This window comes from Aeromonas fluvialis (genome assembly GCF_000819885.1).
Classification (GTDB): domain Bacteria; phylum Pseudomonadota; class Gammaproteobacteria; order Enterobacterales; family Aeromonadaceae; genus Aeromonas; species Aeromonas fluvialis.
In genome coordinates this window covers 1-17314 of sequence record NZ_CDBO01000063.1, presented here as the reverse complement: position 1 = coordinate 17314, position 17314 = coordinate 1, and the positions used below count along the sequence as shown (strand labels likewise).

Annotated in this window: 26 protein-coding genes and 1 tRNA gene; 8 read left to right on the top strand and 19 right to left on the bottom strand. The window is 55.9% G+C overall.

Features of this window, described 5'->3' with window-relative positions; genetic code table 11:
- The 13 genes from BN1125_RS13760 to BN1125_RS13700 all read right to left on the bottom strand — a co-directional run.
- Positions 1 to 332: hypothetical protein (locus tag BN1125_RS13760; RefSeq protein WP_042012921.1), on the bottom strand; the 332-nt coding region annotated here is incomplete at its 3' end.
- A gap of 1 nt (position 333) precedes the next feature.
- Positions 334 to 876 carry a hypothetical protein gene (locus tag BN1125_RS13755; RefSeq protein WP_042012920.1) on the bottom strand — a complete coding sequence of 181 codons (543 nt, stop codon included), beginning with the start codon at positions 874 to 876 and terminating at the stop codon, positions 334 to 336.
- A 79-nt stretch (positions 877 to 955) separates the two neighbouring features.
- Positions 956 to 1318, bottom strand: a complete 363-nt coding sequence (locus BN1125_RS13750) for a hypothetical protein (protein ID WP_042012919.1) — start codon at positions 1316 to 1318, stop codon at positions 956 to 958.
- The gene (locus BN1125_RS13745; protein WP_029303599.1) at positions 1315 to 1530 is read right to left on the bottom strand and encodes a hypothetical protein; all 216 of its coding nucleotides are present in this window, start codon (positions 1528 to 1530) and stop codon (positions 1315 to 1317) included. The genes BN1125_RS13750 and BN1125_RS13745 overlap by 4 nt, the downstream gene beginning before the upstream one ends.
- Positions 1530 to 2024, bottom strand: coding sequence for a hypothetical protein (locus tag BN1125_RS13740; RefSeq protein ID WP_042012918.1), 495 nt, complete (start codon positions 2022 to 2024; stop codon positions 1530 to 1532). The genes BN1125_RS13745 and BN1125_RS13740 overlap by 1 nt, the downstream gene beginning before the upstream one ends.
- Before the next feature lie 84 nt (positions 2025 to 2108).
- The gene (locus BN1125_RS13735; protein ID WP_042012917.1) at positions 2109 to 2300 is read right to left on the bottom strand and encodes a hypothetical protein; all 192 of its coding nucleotides are present in this window, start codon (positions 2298 to 2300) and stop codon (positions 2109 to 2111) included.
- Positions 2297 to 2794, bottom strand: coding sequence for a RadC family protein (gene radC, locus BN1125_RS13730; protein ID WP_042012916.1), 498 nt, complete (start codon positions 2792 to 2794; stop codon positions 2297 to 2299). Before radC ends, BN1125_RS13735 begins: the two co-directional genes overlap by 4 nt.
- Before the next feature lie 88 nt (positions 2795 to 2882).
- The gene (locus tag BN1125_RS13725) at positions 2883 to 3185 is read right to left on the bottom strand and encodes a hypothetical protein (protein WP_042012915.1); all 303 of its coding nucleotides are present in this window, start codon (positions 3183 to 3185) and stop codon (positions 2883 to 2885) included.
- Positions 3160 to 3588, bottom strand: a complete 429-nt coding sequence (locus BN1125_RS13720) for a hypothetical protein (RefSeq protein WP_042012914.1) — start codon at positions 3586 to 3588, stop codon at positions 3160 to 3162. Before BN1125_RS13720 ends, BN1125_RS13725 begins: the two co-directional genes overlap by 26 nt.
- 10 nt (positions 3589 to 3598) lie before the next feature.
- A complete protein-coding gene (locus tag BN1125_RS13715; RefSeq protein WP_042012913.1) occupies positions 3599 to 4024 on the bottom strand; it encodes a DUF2787 domain-containing protein in 426 nt (141 codons plus the stop codon).
- 62 nt (positions 4025 to 4086) lie between these two features.
- A complete protein-coding gene (locus BN1125_RS13710; RefSeq protein WP_042012912.1) occupies positions 4087 to 4665 on the bottom strand; it encodes a lecithin retinol acyltransferase family protein in 579 nt (192 codons plus the stop codon).
- An 87-nt stretch (positions 4666 to 4752) separates the two neighbouring features.
- Entirely contained in the window at positions 4753 to 5202 is a 450-nt protein-coding gene (locus BN1125_RS13705) for an IrmA family protein (RefSeq protein ID WP_042012911.1), read from the bottom strand.
- Positions 5203 to 5210: 8 nt separating this feature from the next.
- Positions 5211 to 6023, bottom strand: coding sequence for a hypothetical protein (locus BN1125_RS13700; protein ID WP_042012910.1), 813 nt, complete (start codon positions 6021 to 6023; stop codon positions 5211 to 5213).
- A 161-nt stretch (positions 6024 to 6184) separates the two neighbouring features.
- Here BN1125_RS13700 and BN1125_RS13695 point away from each other — a divergent pair, with 161 nt between their 5' ends.
- Positions 6185 to 6535 (top strand): helix-turn-helix domain-containing protein, encoded by a 351-nt coding sequence (locus BN1125_RS13695; protein ID WP_042012909.1) that lies wholly within the window; start codon positions 6185 to 6187, stop codon positions 6533 to 6535.
- Here the strand turns inward: BN1125_RS13695 and BN1125_RS13690 are convergent, their stop codons facing one another.
- The 6 genes from BN1125_RS13690 to BN1125_RS19125 form a co-directional block, all read right to left on the bottom strand.
- On the bottom strand, positions 6536 to 7528 hold the full coding sequence (locus BN1125_RS13690; RefSeq protein ID WP_042012908.1) for a recombination directionality factor: 993 nt from the start codon (positions 7526 to 7528) through the stop codon (positions 6536 to 6538).
- Positions 7525 to 8514 carry a YqaJ viral recombinase family nuclease gene (locus tag BN1125_RS13685; RefSeq protein WP_042012907.1) on the bottom strand — a complete coding sequence of 330 codons (990 nt, stop codon included), beginning with the start codon at positions 8512 to 8514 and terminating at the stop codon, positions 7525 to 7527. Before BN1125_RS13685 ends, BN1125_RS13690 begins: the two co-directional genes overlap by 4 nt.
- Before the next feature lie 94 nt (positions 8515 to 8608).
- Entirely contained in the window at positions 8609 to 9559 is a 951-nt protein-coding gene (locus BN1125_RS13680) for a DUF932 domain-containing protein (protein WP_042012906.1), read from the bottom strand.
- A gap of 255 nt (positions 9560 to 9814) precedes the next feature.
- Positions 9815 to 9890, bottom strand: a tRNA-Thr gene (locus BN1125_RS13675).
- An 86-nt stretch (positions 9891 to 9976) separates the two neighbouring features.
- Positions 9977 to 10717: a phosphatase gene (locus BN1125_RS13670; protein WP_042012923.1), complete on the bottom strand. Its 741-nt coding sequence runs from the start codon at positions 10715 to 10717 to the stop codon at positions 9977 to 9979.
- Positions 10718 to 10891: 174 nt separating this feature from the next.
- Entirely contained in the window at positions 10892 to 11047 is a 156-nt protein-coding gene (locus BN1125_RS19125) for a hypothetical protein (RefSeq protein ID WP_156993356.1), read from the bottom strand.
- 144 nt (positions 11048 to 11191) lie between these two features.
- On the opposite strand from BN1125_RS19125, the gene psrA reads away from it, so the two are divergent.
- The 7 genes from psrA to BN1125_RS19385 all read left to right on the top strand — a co-directional run.
- On the top strand, positions 11192 to 11845 hold the full coding sequence (gene psrA, locus BN1125_RS13665) for a TetR family transcriptional repressor PsrA (protein WP_042012904.1): 654 nt from the start codon (positions 11192 to 11194) through the stop codon (positions 11843 to 11845).
- A 48-nt stretch (positions 11846 to 11893) separates the two neighbouring features.
- Positions 11894 to 14218, top strand: coding sequence for an acyl-CoA dehydrogenase (locus BN1125_RS13660; RefSeq protein ID WP_042012902.1), 2325 nt, complete (start codon positions 11894 to 11896; stop codon positions 14216 to 14218).
- A 156-nt stretch (positions 14219 to 14374) separates the two neighbouring features.
- Positions 14375 to 14896: a crossover junction endodeoxyribonuclease RuvC gene (ruvC, locus tag BN1125_RS13655; RefSeq protein WP_042012899.1), complete on the top strand. Its 522-nt coding sequence runs from the start codon at positions 14375 to 14377 to the stop codon at positions 14894 to 14896.
- A gap of 319 nt (positions 14897 to 15215) precedes the next feature.
- Positions 15216 to 15479 (top strand): hypothetical protein, encoded by a 264-nt coding sequence (locus BN1125_RS13650; RefSeq protein ID WP_042012898.1) that lies wholly within the window; start codon positions 15216 to 15218, stop codon positions 15477 to 15479.
- Positions 15480 to 15927: 448 nt separating this feature from the next.
- Entirely contained in the window at positions 15928 to 16338 is a 411-nt protein-coding gene (locus tag BN1125_RS19395) for a retron St85 family effector protein (RefSeq protein ID WP_208854242.1), read from the top strand.
- Entirely contained in the window at positions 16325 to 16867 is a 543-nt protein-coding gene (locus tag BN1125_RS19390; protein ID WP_208854241.1) for a hypothetical protein, read from the top strand. Before BN1125_RS19395 ends, BN1125_RS19390 begins: the two co-directional genes overlap by 14 nt.
- Before the next feature lie 160 nt (positions 16868 to 17027).
- Positions 17028 to 17314: hypothetical protein (locus BN1125_RS19385; protein WP_425283646.1), on the top strand; the 287-nt coding region annotated here is incomplete at its 3' end.

The window sequence follows — 17314 nt, the reverse complement described above, 5'->3', positions numbered from 1 at the left end:
TTGATAACCGGCTTGCAGTTGAGTCGGTCCAGCAGGTGCCGCGAGCCGTACTGGGCTACCAGCCGGTCTATGGCCATCTGGGCGCAGGCCATTCTGCTGGGCTTATTCTCAGGTATTGCGTAACGCGCAGTGAGCCAGCCACCGAGCAGCGCGATGCGATAGCCGCTAGGGATGTGGGTGAGCGAGGTGCCGATGCCCCTCCCGTGAATGAGGAAGGGCACGGCCTGCCCGCCGATGTTGATTTCGATGCGCTGCCCCTTGAGCTCAAAGGTGGTGAGCTCGCCAGTTTGCGGATGTTTGCCGGGCACCTTGATGGTGATGTTCTTAGCCATCTCACACCTCCGGCTTGCGTTCAAAGTGGCGGGTCACAACGCCTGCTTGCGGGTCAATGCTGATAAACGCTGGGGCTTGCGGGTGGTGCCGGTAGAGTCGCGCCAATTCAGCGCGAAACGCCTCGACGTTTGGCGCAATCACATGGTGGGTGTCGCCCTCGGCGTAGGTAAAGGTCTCCAGCTTCTCGGTGTGAATCCAGATGCCAAAGTACCAGGCGTCTTCCTCGGTATCGTATTGCTGCCAACCTTGAGCCAGTAGCGTCCGGTCGTAGTAGTAGCGGTCAGCCTGATGGCTACCCCGGTCGATGCGGCAGCCGGTCACTGTAAGTTCAAACGGGATACGCCCCGCCTTGTGGGCCTTTTTGACCCGGCGCAGCAGCTTGAGGGCTTTGGCTCTACTACGGCCATTACCGAGTGGTTGCGGCTGCCTGGCCCGCAATCCCAGGTGGGTCATTATCTTCGGCGCGGTGTTGTGGTTGAGCTGACCGATGGCAGTGGTGATCTGCCGAGCGGTCAGGGTCTTGTAATCACGCAGGTCGTGCATGGTTGGGCTTCCTTCAAATGCAGACAGCCCCTCGGAGTGAGGGGCTGTATGGGGTCTTGTTTGTACTGGTGGCCGTGGCTCAGGTATGACTACTCCAATCCGGCGTGTCGTTACTGCCGTGGTTGACGTAGGCCCCGACAATCACCCGTTGCCACTCACCGACCGGCTGACCCGCTGCATTACAGGCGCAGCGAAAGCGGGCGAAGTTAATCTCTCGTGGCAGGTGCTCACGCATATCCCGTGGACTGACAAAGAGCGTGGTCTTGTGCAACACAGGGTTGGGGGCCACCAGCGGGCCACCAATACGTCGCCCCTCCACATCGTGGGCATAGGCAAAGCCCGGCAGCATCAACTGCTGACTGATGAGCTTGGCAAGCCCTGAGTGAGCACACATGGCCTCCGCTACGGAGGCTTGGCTAAAGCTGTCGTTGAATTCGATCATGGGTGTTTCTCCTTTTCCTCCGGTGAACGGTAAGCAGCTGCCAGCAGCGCAAACTGTTCGACCAGATAGCTGATACTGATGCCCAGTTCATCGCTCACCCCATCCCCTAGACGGTGATGCAGGTGTGCCATGTCATCGGCGACACGTTGGGCTAGGTGGGCCATTGAACTCGGTGGCGAGCTTGCCACTGTCAGGGTGATGTAGAGATCCATCACATCTCTCCCCAGGGTGCTTGCTCCCACTGTGACAGCCGGGTCAGCACGTCTTGTGCGAGAGCCTGTTGCAACTGCTGTAGTACCTTCACAAGCCGAGGTGCCTGCTCAGGGCTCCCGGTCCATTCGCTCGATTGGTACAGGGCGCAGCAGGTGAACTTGTAGAGGGCCACCAGCTCGCTATCGGTGAGTGGAGCCTGGTGGTAACGGTGGGCAGGTTTAAGCGGATTCAGCTTGGTAGAGCGGTGCTGAAGTGGTTGATGACGCCCCAGCTGATAGCGATGCCAGACTGCACGCCGGTTGGCGAGCATCATCAGTCGCACTAACCGATCTACCCGCCACGTCCAGGTACTGGTCGTGTCTGCTGGCGGCAGCCACCAGAGGGCGCGCAGTAGCTCCAGGGTGTAGTGCGGTGGCAACGGGCCATTGCAAAAGCGGTGTAACTGCACGGCAAAGGTCAGGTAGTCCTGGCGATCGATCATGAAGGCAGACATGGGCTAGCTCCTTGAAATGCAAAAGGCCACCTGCAGTGAGGTGGCCTTGTGGGTGATGGTGTTGGACCTGATGATCCGGATTGGCTAATCGCGCAGCTGATGTAGCAGCACATCAATGACCTCGATGCAGTCAGCCTGGGTGAGCTGGTAGCCGTTAGGCAGGTGGGCCACGATGGCGGGATCTGCCTGCATCTCGACGTTGTCTGCCAGCCAAAAGCGCAATTCGAGGAGGATATCGAGGGCGGTGAGGTGTGTTTTGCCTGGGACCAAGTTCATAGCTGACCTCTCTCTTTCAGGGATACCACGCCCTCAGCACCGACCACCAGATGGTCAAGCAACCGGACATCCACCAGCGCCAAGGCCTCTTTGAGGGCTTGGGTAAAGACCCGGTCAGAGTAGCTGGGTTCCGGGTTACCACTGGGGTGATTGTGGACCGCGATAATGGCCCCGCTGTTAAGCAGCAAGGCCCGCTTGACCACTTCCCGTGGGTAGATGCTGGCACTGTCCAAGGTGCCACGAAACAGCTCCTCAAAAGCCAGTACGCGATGCTGGGAGTCGAGGAACAGTGCCCCAAACACTTCATGCTCCCGGCCCTGCAGCAGGGTCTGCAGCCGCTCAGCGGCCTCTGTGGTACTGGTGATGGCGGAGCCTTTGGCCAGACGCTTGCGAGCAATCTGATTGGCGATACGCAGCAGGTCTTGCTCGGTCACCGGCTCGGTGACGACATAAGTGCCGGGGCATTCTCCGGCTTTGAGTTTGTGATAACGCATGGTGGTCTCCTGAAAAAGAAAGACCCCGGTTGCGCGAGGCATACCGGGGCTAAATGCAGAGAGGTTGTTGGTTCACTGTGAGAGTAGTTCAGTTGGTCATCGTGATGGCTCCTGTCGTGGCTGCGGGACCACTCTGTACCGGTATCAGCGGTTCGGGCACCAACACGTCTAGCGGGATGGCCAGTGTCAGACTTAATCGCTCTGCCAGTTCGTAAGCAGGGCCGATAGTGTCGTAGTCAGCTACCCAGGTAGCCAGTGCCAGCCCGCTGGTCTCTACCGCCCGTAGGTAGACGCTGTAGCCTTGAACTGTCAGGCCACTGTCGCGCACCACCTGCGTCTCGCCATCTCGATTAATCGCTTCAAGCTCAACGGCGATCGGTTGGTTGGGCATCGTGTGTCTCCTCTGGGGGTAAGGGATCACTCTCCACGCGATAGCCGAGATGAATGCAGGTACGCTGCAAGTCGCTCAAAAAGCGCCCCAGTACACGGGGCTGCTCTGAGAGCGGGACGGGGCCTGCTTGGCAGCGCCAGAAACACCGATGCTTGGGGTCCACGCAGATTTCATCCACGGGCTGGCTCATGGTGCGCCAGTCCTCGGCATTGGTGAGGGAGATCAGTTGCCACTGCACCCCAGACCAGCGCAGATGCAGCGTGACGGTGCGGGCATGTGGGCTATCCGGTGTCAGGTGCAACAACCAGCGCTCGCCTTGGCGAGTTGGCTGTAGTTTGGCCTTGGCGGCGACCAGTCCCAGCCACTGACGTGAGTAATGGGAGAGCGGCAGTTCGTTAGTCATCACACACCTCCTACTCCCCACTGACCGTGACGGTGAAGTACGCCATCCGGCAGTAGGCAACAAAGTTGGTCTGCCACAGAGTGAATAACTCATGGGCCTCTGAGCGCTGGATAGGCCCCCATCCTTGCAGATAGTGTTCGTCATCCAGGAAGTTGAAATCGAGCTCCTTGCAGAGCTCGGCATCCTGGCCCAGTCCCTGATAGCTGAAGTCGGTGACGTAATCGAACAGCCAGCCATCAAGGCCGCGTATCAAGCGGATCTCGACCGGGTGAGCCCCTCCCTGATCGGGGCTGTAGGTGGGGCTGCGAAAGTTGAAGGTGAGTTGGGTCAGGCACTCGAGGTTGAGGCCGATATGGGCGACCTCCTGATTGAGTAACGCGAGCAGAGCCTGGGTAACGGGCAGGGCAAAGCCGCCCGCATGAAAGAGGATTGTCATCGAGTCTTCCTCATTGAGTTCAAGCAGGAGAGCATCCCTGCGTTTTGCTTTGAAGTGATGGGTCAGTCGTTTAACCAATCCCACAGCTTGCTGACGCCATAGGCTGCGACGGCACCCACGGCAAGGGGTGCTAACAATGGGACTGTGGCAATACCGGTCACCGATACTACCGTTGCAGTTGCGCCACTACCGCCAGCTGTTGTGGCTAGTGTGCTGGCAGCAAGTCCTGCCGTTGCACTGGTGGCCGCCTTACCTAACGTGTGACGAGCGACTTCGGCAGCCACCACCGTTGCTACAGCGGTCTGCAGCAACCTGGGGGGGCGTACAAGCCCTTCGATGCACCAGGTAACAAACTGCTCGCTATTGGTAAATGGTTGACCTTGTGCTCCTTCGCTGAGCCGTGCGTAGGCCCGCGTCAGGCTTTCTTCTCGACTGAACAGGCGTTGGGCATGGGGCTTGACCTCAATGGTGCAGTGCTGACTGAATTCAGTCAGCGAGGTCAGCATCAACTGGCCTGAGTGCTCTCCAGAAGTGAATGGTAGACAGTGAATGACCTGGTCATGGCCAACAAAGAGGCCATGATGATGGCCTTCAGGCAGTGGTGTTACCAAGTGATCGCCGATAATGAAATGTCGTGTCATGGGGTGATGTTCCTCATCAAGAGTTGGAAATGAAAAAGGGCGTCACCGTGATGGTGACGCCCTTTGGCTTTGTTTTTGCTGAGCGGGCTACTTGTTGCCCACGGTGATCTTCAGTGGTTGATGAAACTCAGGGGTGAAGGTCGAAACTGGCAGTCGGGTGACTTCGTTGTGAGCGAGCACCTCGGTCGCCTGAATGATGGCGATGGACTTGGCCTGCTCTACCTGTCCGCAGTCAACCTCCGTAAAGCCACCGCCATAGCGAGTGGCTGAGCTCCCGCCGAACGATTCAACCTCCAGAGTTGATTCGGCCAGCGCTTTGCCCTTCTTGTCATTGAATTGCAGCGTGATGTACAGCCGACCAAACTCATCGGCCCCACCGCTATCGAGGGAGAAGTGGTAGGCGCAGATGCCCTGGTTGGCGTAGACGGTGTCAGTGTGCTGGATAGCTAGAGATCGCTGATCTTCTGCATGGCTGACGGTTGCACAGAACAGTGCGGCAACAACGGTAGTCAATAGCGTGTTCTTGATAGTTATCATTTGGTTGATTATCCCCGGTAATATTCACACGGTGTTTGAAGCTGAACTGGCTTCATCTTCCATATCGCGACGGCAGTCTCGTCTTTATAAGCTGTGACTTTGGATGCGGCCAAGAGGGTGCTGACAAGGTCAGTCCATTGCGCCTGATTGGTTACCTTCGCGGAGAGACGCTTGCCATCGACCTCAATGGCATCGACAAATTGGCTACCTTTGCCATTGGTGTGTACCAGGCTTGAGGTGGAGCGCCCATCTGAGGTTTCAAATTTACGAGAGCACTTAAGCGTTAACAGATTCACGCCTTGGAATAGGTCGTATTGGGTGCCTTGGTTACTCATTTGCCATTCGGCATGTCCTACAGGCTCTTCAATCGACACAGGTTGTTTTTTTGCGTTCTCTTCTGCCTTTTTCCAGGATGCAACCTTACCCTCCTTACGTTCTTCCAGGTACATCCAGGTATCCAGTGGATAACGCTTGATGAGCCGGTCACCGACCATGACATCGATGTTGTTCAGCCGATTGTAGGTATTGACCTCGATACTGGCCGAGGTGCTGCAGGTGCCGGTATCGAGCTTTTTAAAGCTGCGGCTAGCGTGTTCGGCAACCAGCAGGTCACCGATGGCACAGCCTGTTTGGGAGCGGTTGTTGACCAAGGCAATGTAGTGGCTGTTTTTGTAGAGCGGCTCACAGGTACTTTTGTTATTGCACGCTTGAGCCAAGGTGGTGCCATCAGTGTCTTGATAGGACCAGATGTCATTGGGGCTGCTGGCCATGGCGCTCGGTGCGGTGAGTGCCAGGGTAAGCAACAGAACGAGTTGTTTCATGAGAACTCCTGTTGGTAGTAAATCGTTGAGAAAGGGATAACCCTATACAGGTCAGGCAGGCAAAAAACGCCCAAGATCAACCCGTTGGGTTGATCTTCGCCTTTTGCGGTTCTTCATGTCAACGAGTCCACCCCCAACCATAAGGGTTGGTTGGAGGACTTATGACAGATATCAACTTTGAGCAGTTAGCCAAGAGCGTGGGTAAGGCGATTGGGCGTCAGCGTAACCAAGCAGGGTTTACCCAGGAGCAGGTGGCTGAACACCTCAATATCGGGATGGAAGCCGTTTCCCGGATGGAGCGGGGGATTGTGGTGCCGACCGTTGTGCGGCTGGCGGAGTTGGCTCAGCTGTTTGGTTGTGAGCTGGCGGATTTCCTGCGCGAGGCCAGTAACCGCCCGACCGAGCAGGGTATTGTGCTGAGCCAGCAACTGGCCCGGCTTGATGATGCCGACCGAACCCTGTTGCTGGAAACAGTGGAGCGGTTGGTAGATCGGTTGGCTCGTCCCCGCTGATCACCCGCCAGTTACTGGGGGAGGGGATGGGCTCCCTTTCCCCAATTTGTTGGTGAGCGGACTCCTTCTTGGTTGTGGCCTCTGCGGTGTTCTGGTTGCTTGGCTTTGCGGTGCGGCATGCGAAGTAGTCGCCTCCACACCAGTGTTACCATTCGCCGTCTCGTCGCTGTTGGTTTCGGGATAGAACTCCTCCAACAGCATCGGCACCTCCTCATCGATATCTTCAAACTGGCCGTTACGCAGCAACTCGCGAGCAGCCTGCTCCATCTGCTCGATTGCCAAGCCTGCTTCTTGGTCACGCTGGGCCGCCTCCTGTGCCAACCTGACTGCCTCAGTCAGGTTGGTCTCTTCCCGTAGCGTCAAATCCACGTAGTAGACCGGTGTGCGGTAGGACTGGGTGGTGCTCTTGGCCCGCAACCGCAGGGTGAGCGGCAGATAGCGGGTATGGCCCCCGCTCACAGCCTCCAGGTACTTCAGTCGAGCCGCCAGAGTGCGCACCGAGTTGTAGCCGGTGGTGCGGAAGATAAAGCTACCCAGCTCATCCCCTTGCCCCTCCACAAACAGGTTCAGTCGTCCGTACAGCTTGCAGCCCTGTTGCCCTGCAAAGGCGCAGCGCTCTGGTCCAGGGCAGCTGACTTCCTCCATGCCTTGCGCCCCCACACGTCTCGCCACCTCCCCATTCCCGACACAGAGCGGCCTGCCGGTTTGCCGGTCAAACGCGCTGTATTCCGCCCGCAGGTTCAGGTCGCTGTCGTTGAACAGCACTCGCACCGGAATGGCGCGGATCTTGGTTTGTTCCTGACCTTGGCCACTCTTTTGCGATGAGTAGTGTTGATGCAGGGGATGGAGCAACCATCCTCCCTTTTGCTGTATCTGGGTGGTGAGGGTGAAGCTGTCATCCTTCTCCGGTACCCACTTATCCTGTTTTTGCACCAGCTTGCCGATGCAGATCCGCCCGATCACGGGCGGGGTGATCGCCAGTCCTTTGATCATGGTGTTTGCCTCAAGGGTTGAATGGTGAAACGGCGCACGCCGGGTACCGGTTTGACGTAACGGGTGAGCAGGTCAGGATGATCCTGACCGAGCTTATCCAGATCCGGTGCTAGCCGGTCTTTACTGCGCTTCCAGGTGATCTTGCCATCGGCAAACAGCCCGGCTGTCGCTTCACCCAAGGTGGCTTGCAACCGCTGCTTGAGCTGCGACTCTTGCAGCTCGACGGCTTCCTTTTGCTGACGCAATCGCAGCAGCTCCCCAAACAGCCTGTTGAACTCGGGAGAATCGGAGAGATCCACCGTCTGGCCATCGTCACGCGGAAACAGCCAGCTCAGCGCATTGGCGGCATCACTGGAGCCGTCAGGCTCGGGCTGCTGGTCTTGTTGCACCATCTGCCAGAACTGCGCTTCCCGCTCGGTGAGATCCTGGATCTTCTCCTCATCGCGCTCGATGCGGTAAATCCGAAAATCCTGGCCGCCGATGAGCACTGCCACCTCAGCCCAGGCATGGCCGGTAACAGCCAGCTGATGCAGTACCTGACACTGGTAAGCCACCGGCACTCCTTCCTCCCACTGGGGAGCGCTGTGATAGCTGGCAGTTTTGATCTCCAGAATGCCAGGCCCATCGGGGTGGCCGACTACCTCCCGATCGAGGTTGGCGAGCATGAAGGGATGCTCGGGGTGTTGCAGCACAGCATTGACCCGGCGCACCTTGTAGCCAGTGCGTTTGGCATAGACCTGCGCCAAGACCGGCTCCAGCTCAATGCCCCACAGCACCGCTTCCTTGTGGGAGATATCTTCCGGCTCCTTGCGACCGGTCTTCTCTAACCACAGGCTGAGCGGGCATTTGTAAGGGGAGAGTCCCACTGCCACGGCGGCATCGGAGGAACCAATGCCGAGTTTGCGGATAGCGAGCCACTGCTCGCGGGTTAATTGGGTAGTGGAGGCCAGCCGCAGGGCTTGGCCATATTTGGCTTTTGCTTTCATGACGACTCCTTGTTGACGGCATAAATGGCGACGCCCGGATTGGCTTGCGCCAATCCGGGTGAGGTCGTTATGCGGTTTGAATGAGTAAGCGGAATTACTGCAGCAGAGTGAGTGCTTGGCTCAGGGCTTGGGATTTGAGTTGAGCGCCCTGACCAAACCAGGCGGAATCGAGCCGGTGATCTTGGCTGCGAGCACGGCGATGATGGTCCACGTATTCTGTGACCGCATTGACCAGTCCCCAGGCGGTATTGCGGGAGCTGGCAAGCTCTGAGCCCATACCCGCGCCCTGATAGAGCTCATGCAGGCGTTGTACCGGCTTGGTGAGGATGATGCTCTCCTCATCGAGCGGTTGCGCCAACAGGTCGCTGAAAAAGCGTAGCGCCTCTTCGGGGGCGACTGGCCGTTGTGCCAATTCCTTAGTCTGTGCCTTGAACTCATCCCAATGAGAGAGCCCCAGCCCGAGCGACTCTTTGACGGTCGCCGCATCGAACTGAGTGGAGTGGGGCACCTTGATGGCACCGGTAGCACCGCGCAGTGCCATCTGCAGGGTGTTGTTGCATACCACCCGCAGCGAGGTGAACTGCGCCGTGGTGCAGAGTGTGCCGTCGCAGCTGGTCGCCAACAGCAGATAGGACTTTACCAAGTCATTGCCTTTGAGTTTTAGATCCTGGCCGGTCTTAGCCAGTGCCCACAGCTTGCGACCACCTTTGAGCGAGCCTGCTGTTTCCAGCTCAAAGCCACCGGCTTCCACCAAGTCTTGATAGAAGTGCAGCACCTCGTGAGGCTGTACCACGTTGTAGCGGCTTGAGACCACCGACAGGGGGGCGAGGGTATCGGAGCGATAAAGCACCTTGCTGTCGCTGTAGGGGCGAATATGCAACGCATCGGAGGCGACGTTAAACATCACGTCGCTCTGCTCGATGGTCCAATTCATCCCGGCTGCCTGCAGCCAGATATCGAGAGATTGTTGCGGGGGCAAGACATTGCCAAGGCCATGCCAAGGGGTTTGGCCGGTGTAGGCCATCGTATCGATAAGGTGAGCCATGGGAGATCTCCAATGAAAAAGGGACTGCTCTGTGCAGTCCCTTGGGTAGGTTCATGGAAATAACATATATCTGTAAAATAATGTAATGAGACGTATTCAGTACTTGAAACAAGGGGAAGTGTATTTTGGACGTAGCCGGATCAGAAAGTGAAGGACAGGAGGGTAATGAAGAACAAAAGCGGGGTATGGGGAGGGGTATAGAGCTAAAAAGCACAAAGACTTAGTATCATCACAATGCTAAGTCTTTGTTTTGTTTGGTGCCGGTAATAGGAGTCGAACCTACGACCTTCGCATTACGAATGCGCTGCTCTACCAACTGAGCTATACCGGCTTGTTGCTATCAACATTCATGAAAAATGACCGGCAAGTCAATCAAGCCAACTCGATTTTATGAGTTGGCTCATGGTGTTAGCAGTCTTAGAGATCGGCAAACTCGGGGATATGGGCCCGACCGCGGCTTTCGAGAAATTCGAGCAAAGCGCGGGGGGAGCGCACCAGAATCCGCTCTTGCGGGAAGCCCGCTTCGGTCACCAGACGGTGGCAGTGGTCAAAATCGCCAAGAGTAAATGCCACGTGGGAATCAGAGCCGAAGGTGAGATAGGCCCCCAGATCTCGCGCGGCTTCAACGATGGCACAGCAGTTGCCTTCGCTCCCCGGGCGCGAGTGAATGAAGGAGGAGTTGTTAATCTCCAGCGCCACCCGATAGTCGGCCGCCGCCTTGACCACCGCCTGGATGTCGATGGGGAATGCGGGGTTGCCCGGGTGGCTGATCATGTCAACCCGGCCGCTCTTGATGGCGTTGATCATCGCCTGGGTGTGGGTGGCCTGGTCGCAGGGAGGGAAGACCTGTTCATGAAAGCCCGCCATGATCATGTCGAGGCGCGACTCGTAACGCTCGGGGAAATCGATCTCCCCGTCGAGGTTTTTGATGTTGGCCTCGATACCCCGCAGGATCCCCACCCCGTCCACCACTCTTGGCAATATCGGCAAGTTGGCAAAGTGCCAGACATGAGGGGCATCGGCCATCTCGGGGCCGTGATCCGTGGTGGCAAACAGCTTGATCCCCTTGGCCCTGGCTATCGGCAGATAGTCGTGGATGGTGCTGTAGGCATGGGTGCTGGCAATGGTGTGGGTGTGGGTATCGACCGGGTACTTCATCTGCTCTCCCCTCATATTTTGAAAGGGCAGCATAGCAAAGAGCGGCAGCTTGGGCCACGCCAGTGCTTGCCACACTTTGTCACGAAATACCGCGAAGCTGACATAGTCTGATGGGCTCTGGCTGGCATACTGTCCCCGTCGATACATGCCTGAACTCGCATCGACCGTTTGCTGTCAGGATGATGCAAACTCACTTTCCCCACCGTCGCGCCCTGCGGCGGTTTTTTTTGCCTGCAAACCATAAACCTGTAACAAAAACAAACGCGCAAAAAAAGGCCCAACTAGCATGGTGCAGGTTGGGCGAGACTTAATGTTTAATTGCAGTGGCATAGATATAGAGTCCTGCTTTTTGACTAAGTTCCGCCCACTTTGCTTTTTTCATCGAAAAACATTCCGCTAACATCCATTCACATTCTCTTGACACCTCACGTTATGAAACGTACTTTTTAAACATTCGTTTAAGTGAGGTGTCCAGTGAGTAAAATCGATACCAAAAACCGTATTCTCGACGCCGCTGAAGTGCTGTTTGCCGAGCGGGGATTCGCCGATACCTCTTTGCGTCTGATCACCAGTGAGGCCGATGTCAATCTGGCGTCGGTAAACTATCACTTCGGCTCCAAGAAGGAGCTGATCCAGGCTGTGCTCGACCGCTATCTGAGCCTGTTTATGCCGGATCTCGATGCCCGCCTGCGGGTACTGATGGAGCAGGATCAGCTCACCCTGCTGCAACTGTTTGAAAGCTTCGTCGAGCCGTTGATGAAACTCTCGGCAGTGCGGGCCAACGGCCCGGCCATCTTTATGCAGTTGCTGGGACGCGGCTATATCGACAGCCAGGGCCACCTGCGCCGCTTTATCACCACTCACTACGGCCCTATTTTGCAGCGGATCACCCAGGCGATCTCCAAGGCCAACCCTGAGTTGTCGCCGGCGGATCTCTTCTGGCGCCTGCACTTCACCCTGGGCACCGTCGTGTTCACCATGGCCTCTGCCGATGCGCTACGGGACATCGCTCTGGCCGACTTTGGCCAGCAGCTCGATGTGGAAGGGCTGGTGCGCAACGTTATTCCCTATCTGGCGTCCGGAGTCGGGGCGCCCGTGGAGTCGACCAGGCAGCCCCTGGCCGTGTAACAACCAACAATAAATCAACGGAAACAGTGAAATAGAAGGAACTTCGGTATGATCACATTGCTTGTCCTGCTGGTGCTGGCGATAGCCGTTGTGCTCGGCGTACCCTCCATCCGTAAAAAGGTGGTAACCCGTCCGGTGTTCGGCATCTTCAAGAAGATACTGCCGCCCTTGTCAGCTACCGAGCGGGAGGCCATGGAAGCCGGCTCCGTCTGGTGGGATGGTGAGTTGTTTCGCGGCAATCCCGACTGGAAAAAACTGCACGGCTACGGCAAGGCCGAGCTGACTGCAGAGGAGCAGGCCTTCATCGACAATCAGGTCGAAACCCTGCTCGCCATGGTTGATGACTTCAAGATCGTCAACGAAACCAAAGACCTGCCGGAACCGGTGTGGGACTATCTGAAGAAGGAAGGTTTCTTCTCCCTGATCATCCCGAAATCCTACGGCGGCCGCGAATTCTCGGCCATTGCCAACTCCACCATCGTCACCCGCATCGCCACCAAGAGCCTGAGCGTGGCGGTCACCGTCATGGTGCCCAACTCCCTCGGCCCGGGCGAGCTGTTGATGCACTACGGCACCCAGGCCCAGAAAGATTTCTGGCTGCCAGGGCTGGCCAACGGCAAAGAGGTGCCCTGCTTCGCCCTGACCGGGCCGGAAGCGGGTTCCGATGCGGGCGCCATTCCTGACAAGGGGATTGTCTGCAAAGGGATGCACAAGGGTGAAGAGGTACTGGGTATTCGCCTCAACTGGAACAAGCGCTACATCACCCTGGCGCCGCGCGCCACCGTGCTGGGGCTGGCGTTCAAACTCTATGACCCGGAAAAACTGCTGGGTGACAAGGAGGAGCTGGGCATCACCTGTGCCCTCATCCCCACCAGCCACCCGGGCGTGCGCGTCGGCGATCGCCACTACCCCATGGGGCTGGCGTTCCTGAACGGCCCGACCTTCGGCAAGGATGTGTTCATTCCGCTCGACTGGATCATCGGCGGCCCGGATTACGCCGGCCGCGGCTGGCGCATGCTGGTCGAATGCCTCTCCGCCGGTCGCGGCATCTCGCTGCCAGCCCTGGGCACTGCCTGTGGTCACATGGCGAGCCGCACCGTGGGCGCCTACTCCTACGTGCGCAAGCAGTTCGGCATGTCCATCGGCAAGTTTGAAGGGGTGCAAGAGGCGCTAGCCCGTATCGGCGGCCTCACCTATCAGCTGGAAGGGGCCCGTCGCATGACGGCAGGCGCGCTGGACTTGGGTCAAGCTCCGGCCATCGTCACCGCGATTTCCAAGTACCACATGACCGAAATGGCGCGCCAAATCATGGATGACTCCATGGACATCCACGCCGGTCGCGCCATCCAGCTCGGTCCGAAAAACTACACCGGCTACGCCTACATGGGCATTCCGGTCGCCATCACGGTGGAAGGGGCCAACATTCTGACCCGCAACCTGATGATCTTCGGGCAAGGGGCCACCCGCTGCCACCCGTACGTGTTTGCCGAGCTGGAAGCGGCGGCTGATACCGACGTGGAGCGCGGTCTCGAGAAGTTCGACGCCCTGCTGGTCAAACACGTCGCATTCGGGGCGGGCAACTTCTTCGGCTCCCTGTTCCAGGGACTGACCCTGGGCCAGCTCAACAGTGCGCCGGTGGCCGGTGAAACCGCTCGCTACTACAAACAGCTCTCCCGCATGAGTAAAGGGCTGGCGCTGTGTGCCGACGTCTCCATGCTGATGCTGGGTGGCGATCTCAAGCGCAAGGAGATGATCTCCGCCCGCCTGGGTGACGTGCTGAGCCACCTCTATCTGGCCTCCGCCACCCTCAAGCACTACGAGGATCAGGGCCGTATGGTCTCCGACCTGCCGTTCGTGCAGTACGCGGTGGAGCGCAACCTCTACCTGATTGGCAAGGCGTTCGAGGGCTTCTGCCAGAACTTCCCGAACAAGGTGGTGGGTGCCGTGCTCAAGCGGGTGGTGTTCCCGTTCGGCGTGAGTTACCAGATGCCTGCTGACGATCGCTGCCACGCCATCTGTCTGGCCATGATGAAGCCGGGCGAGTTCCGCGACCGTCTGACTGCCCTCTGCTACGTCGGCAAGGACGAGGCGGATCCGGTCGGTCTGATGGAGCGCGCCTTCCAGGCCATGGTCGCCGTTCAGCCCTACGAGAAGAAGCTGGCGCAGGCCCAGAAAGAGGGCAAACTGCCCCGCAAACTGGCCCTGCCGGAGCTGGTTGCCGCTGCGCTTGCCGGTGCCATCCTGAGCAAGGACGAAGCGGACAAACTGCTGGCCGCCGATGCCCTGCGCTACGAAGCCATTCAGGTAGACAACTTCGCCCCGGGCGAGCTGGAAGGCTTCTCCCAGCCACACAAGGTCGATCACGCAGCCTGATCCTGACCGCACTCTGTTATGACGCAACGGCCCTTCGGGGCCGTTTTTGTCATATTAAAGCCCTCTTTTTACTGTTCGTACATACAGTGTGCAGCCAAACTGGCCGCAGTTTGCTATCTTGGCGACCATCACTCGCGTTTAGAGCAATCAACACCCATGAGCATTATTTTGGGCATCGATCCGGGTTCGCGGATCACCGGATACGGGGTTATCCGGGTCGTGGGCGGCAAGGCCGAATACTTGGGCTCTGGCTGCATCCGCACCGATTGTGGCGAGCTGCCGGAGCGCCTCAAGCAGGTCTATGACGGCGTGTGCGAGATCATCACCCAGTTCAAACCGACCGAGTTTGCCATCGAGCGGGTCTTTATGGCCCGCAATGCCGACTCGGCCCTGAAACTGGGGCAGGCCCGGGGCAGCGCCATCGTCGCCGCGGTCAACGCCTATCTGCCGGTGAACGAATACTCCGCCACCCAGATCAAGCAGGCAGTGGTGGGCACCGGCGGCGCCGCCAAGGAGCAAGTGCAGCATATGGTGACCCATCTGCTGAAACTCTCCGCCACCCCGCAGGCGGATGCGGCAGATGCCCTTGGCGTCGCGCTCTGCCACCTGCACACCCGCCAGAGCCTGATCAAGATGGCCGGCCGCGCCAGCAGCTCGGTTCGCGGCCGCTATCGCTGAGTCACGGCATGCTGCCACTCTCTCCAGCGTCAAGGCATGTGCAACACCCCCCTTTTTCATCCCCTTCTGAGCCCGCAGCAACTGCACCGGGCTCCTTCATCAAGGGTACCGGCGGGATGAGTCAACCGCTCATCCAGCAAGAAGTACCAATCCTTACTCCACCTCCCCCGACGCACCATTCAGAGCATCGAGTCCTTGATCTGCCGTCGAGCGCAGGCACGGCGCAAACGTGAGCCTCCTCACTGCGCTGGCAAGGAGAAGTTGAGAGCCAAGTGGAGAGGAATATGATGGGTGCCAGCCTCTCTTAACGAGCCCCTTTATGAGCAACCCGCACGACCAGAATCCGCCGACTGAAATCCACCGCTGTGACAAATGCGGCGAGCGTACCCGCCATATCGTGGTGCTGGTCGCCCGCGATCACACTCAGGACATCATGCCCAAGGATCCGCGCAAAGCCTTCTGGCAAGCCTTTCGCTCCAGCAGCCTGACCAATGCGGTCTTCGGTCAGACCCTCGCCTATCAGGCCACCCATGTAAAACATCTTATTTGCGAACGCTGCGGCGAGAAGTTTCTGGAATATTGAGTGGCTGTAGTAACTGGCAAGAGACGGAGCTCTGCCTGCTGTCGCCGTACCAAGCGGACAGATAGCAGCCACTTAATAAGTAATTTATTGATCTCTGGCAGGTTTTTGCTCGACAGCAGTTTCACTCGCGCTCTCACTCGACTAATATGCCTCACTTGGCAACCACTATCGCAGAGATATTTGCATGTCGGTTGCATCAACCCCAGCTCAGCTGGGTTATCACAATAGGCTGGAGGCTGTAATCCAATGGTGGGAGACAGGGCATATTAAAGTTAATGTCATAGGTTGGTAGAAATTAATTAAAAATACTTTTTTTGATAAACGTTGAGCTTAACATTGTATAGATTCAGCCTAAGGCTCTTAACCCAGCTAACGATGCAACAGACGTTATATTTTTAGCCAGATAGCTCAACATGTTAGATATTTCATTGTAAAGCAATGATAAGGGATGTTAATGGCCGGGAAAATAAAACCATCTAAGATTAATTCTTCCTTATCTGATGATGAGTTGAGTATTATATCCCAAGTCGTTAAAAAACATATTTTCGTACCTGTAAACCAGAAAAAAGTAACTGTTTTTCTCTGTGGTGCAGACATTAAAAATAAATCAACCGCTAGATCTAGAATGGCTGATATATTTTCAAACTACAACAGATACGAAATTTTATACCCAGAAGATATTTTTGATGATTTGCTTGCTGGTCAGGGAAGGTTTAGCTTACTTGAGCTCGAAAATATACTAGCAGACAACGTAGACTGCATTGTTATTTTCCCAGAAAGCCCAGGCTCATTTGCTGAGATTGGTGCTTTTTCAAACAATGAAAAACTAGCAAAAAAAAATCGTAGTGCTTTCAAATAAAAAATATCAAAGAGATAAAAGCTTTATAAATTATGGGCCGTATAGATTAATAAAAGCATCTGGTAGTGGGAAAATAATCCACATTAACTACGATCAGTTGTCAGATCCTATCGAATCATTGAAAATATATAAAAAAGTTAACAGTTACATCTCTTCAATTAAGAGTTCAAATCCTGTAAAAAAGGATGTTGCAAATATTCTTGAAGCAGAGAACTTCATTCTACCATGCATATACTTAGTTGATAAAATTAATGCTCTCATGCTATATCGACTAATGGAGCATGCCACAGGACATAAACGTCTGCTATGCGAAATTGCGGCAAGATCTGCGCTAACCCGGTTATCTCACAAACGTTATATATCAAAGAATGACCAAGGGTATATAGTTACAGAGCAAGGTGCTGAATACGTAAGGCGTACTTTCGACAATTTATATCTAGATAAGATCAGAATTGAGTTATTGAATGCAGAAAATCGTAGAAAAACTAAAGTTAGTCGTGATAGGATGCTTGGTGGCGGGCACCCTTAGCGAATGAACTTTCCTCTAAGGTTTGTTCATTGGATAGTGATTCGCTGTCCTGCATACAATCTGAGTTATTGCTGCATTTAACTGTGCAGAGCAAGAAACGTCCGTTTCTTGAACTGCACAGTTAAACTTGATACTTAAGACGTAAGGGTGTTACGCCATAATGACTAATCAAAACATCTACAGATTAAGAAACTTCGGTTTACCAGCAATGAAATCTATTGATGATTTCGCTAGGTTTTCTCGGTTATCTACAGGGAAAGTAAAACACATTTCAAGCTCTGCCAAGTTCTTATATAAAACATATAAGATCCCCAAAAAAAATGGTTCTTCTCGTCTAATTGCACAACCATCAAGAGAACTTAAAGCAGTCCAAGGTTGGATATTACGAAATATTTTAGATAAGTTGTCTAGCTCATCCTACTCAAAAGGTTTCCTGATTACCCATGA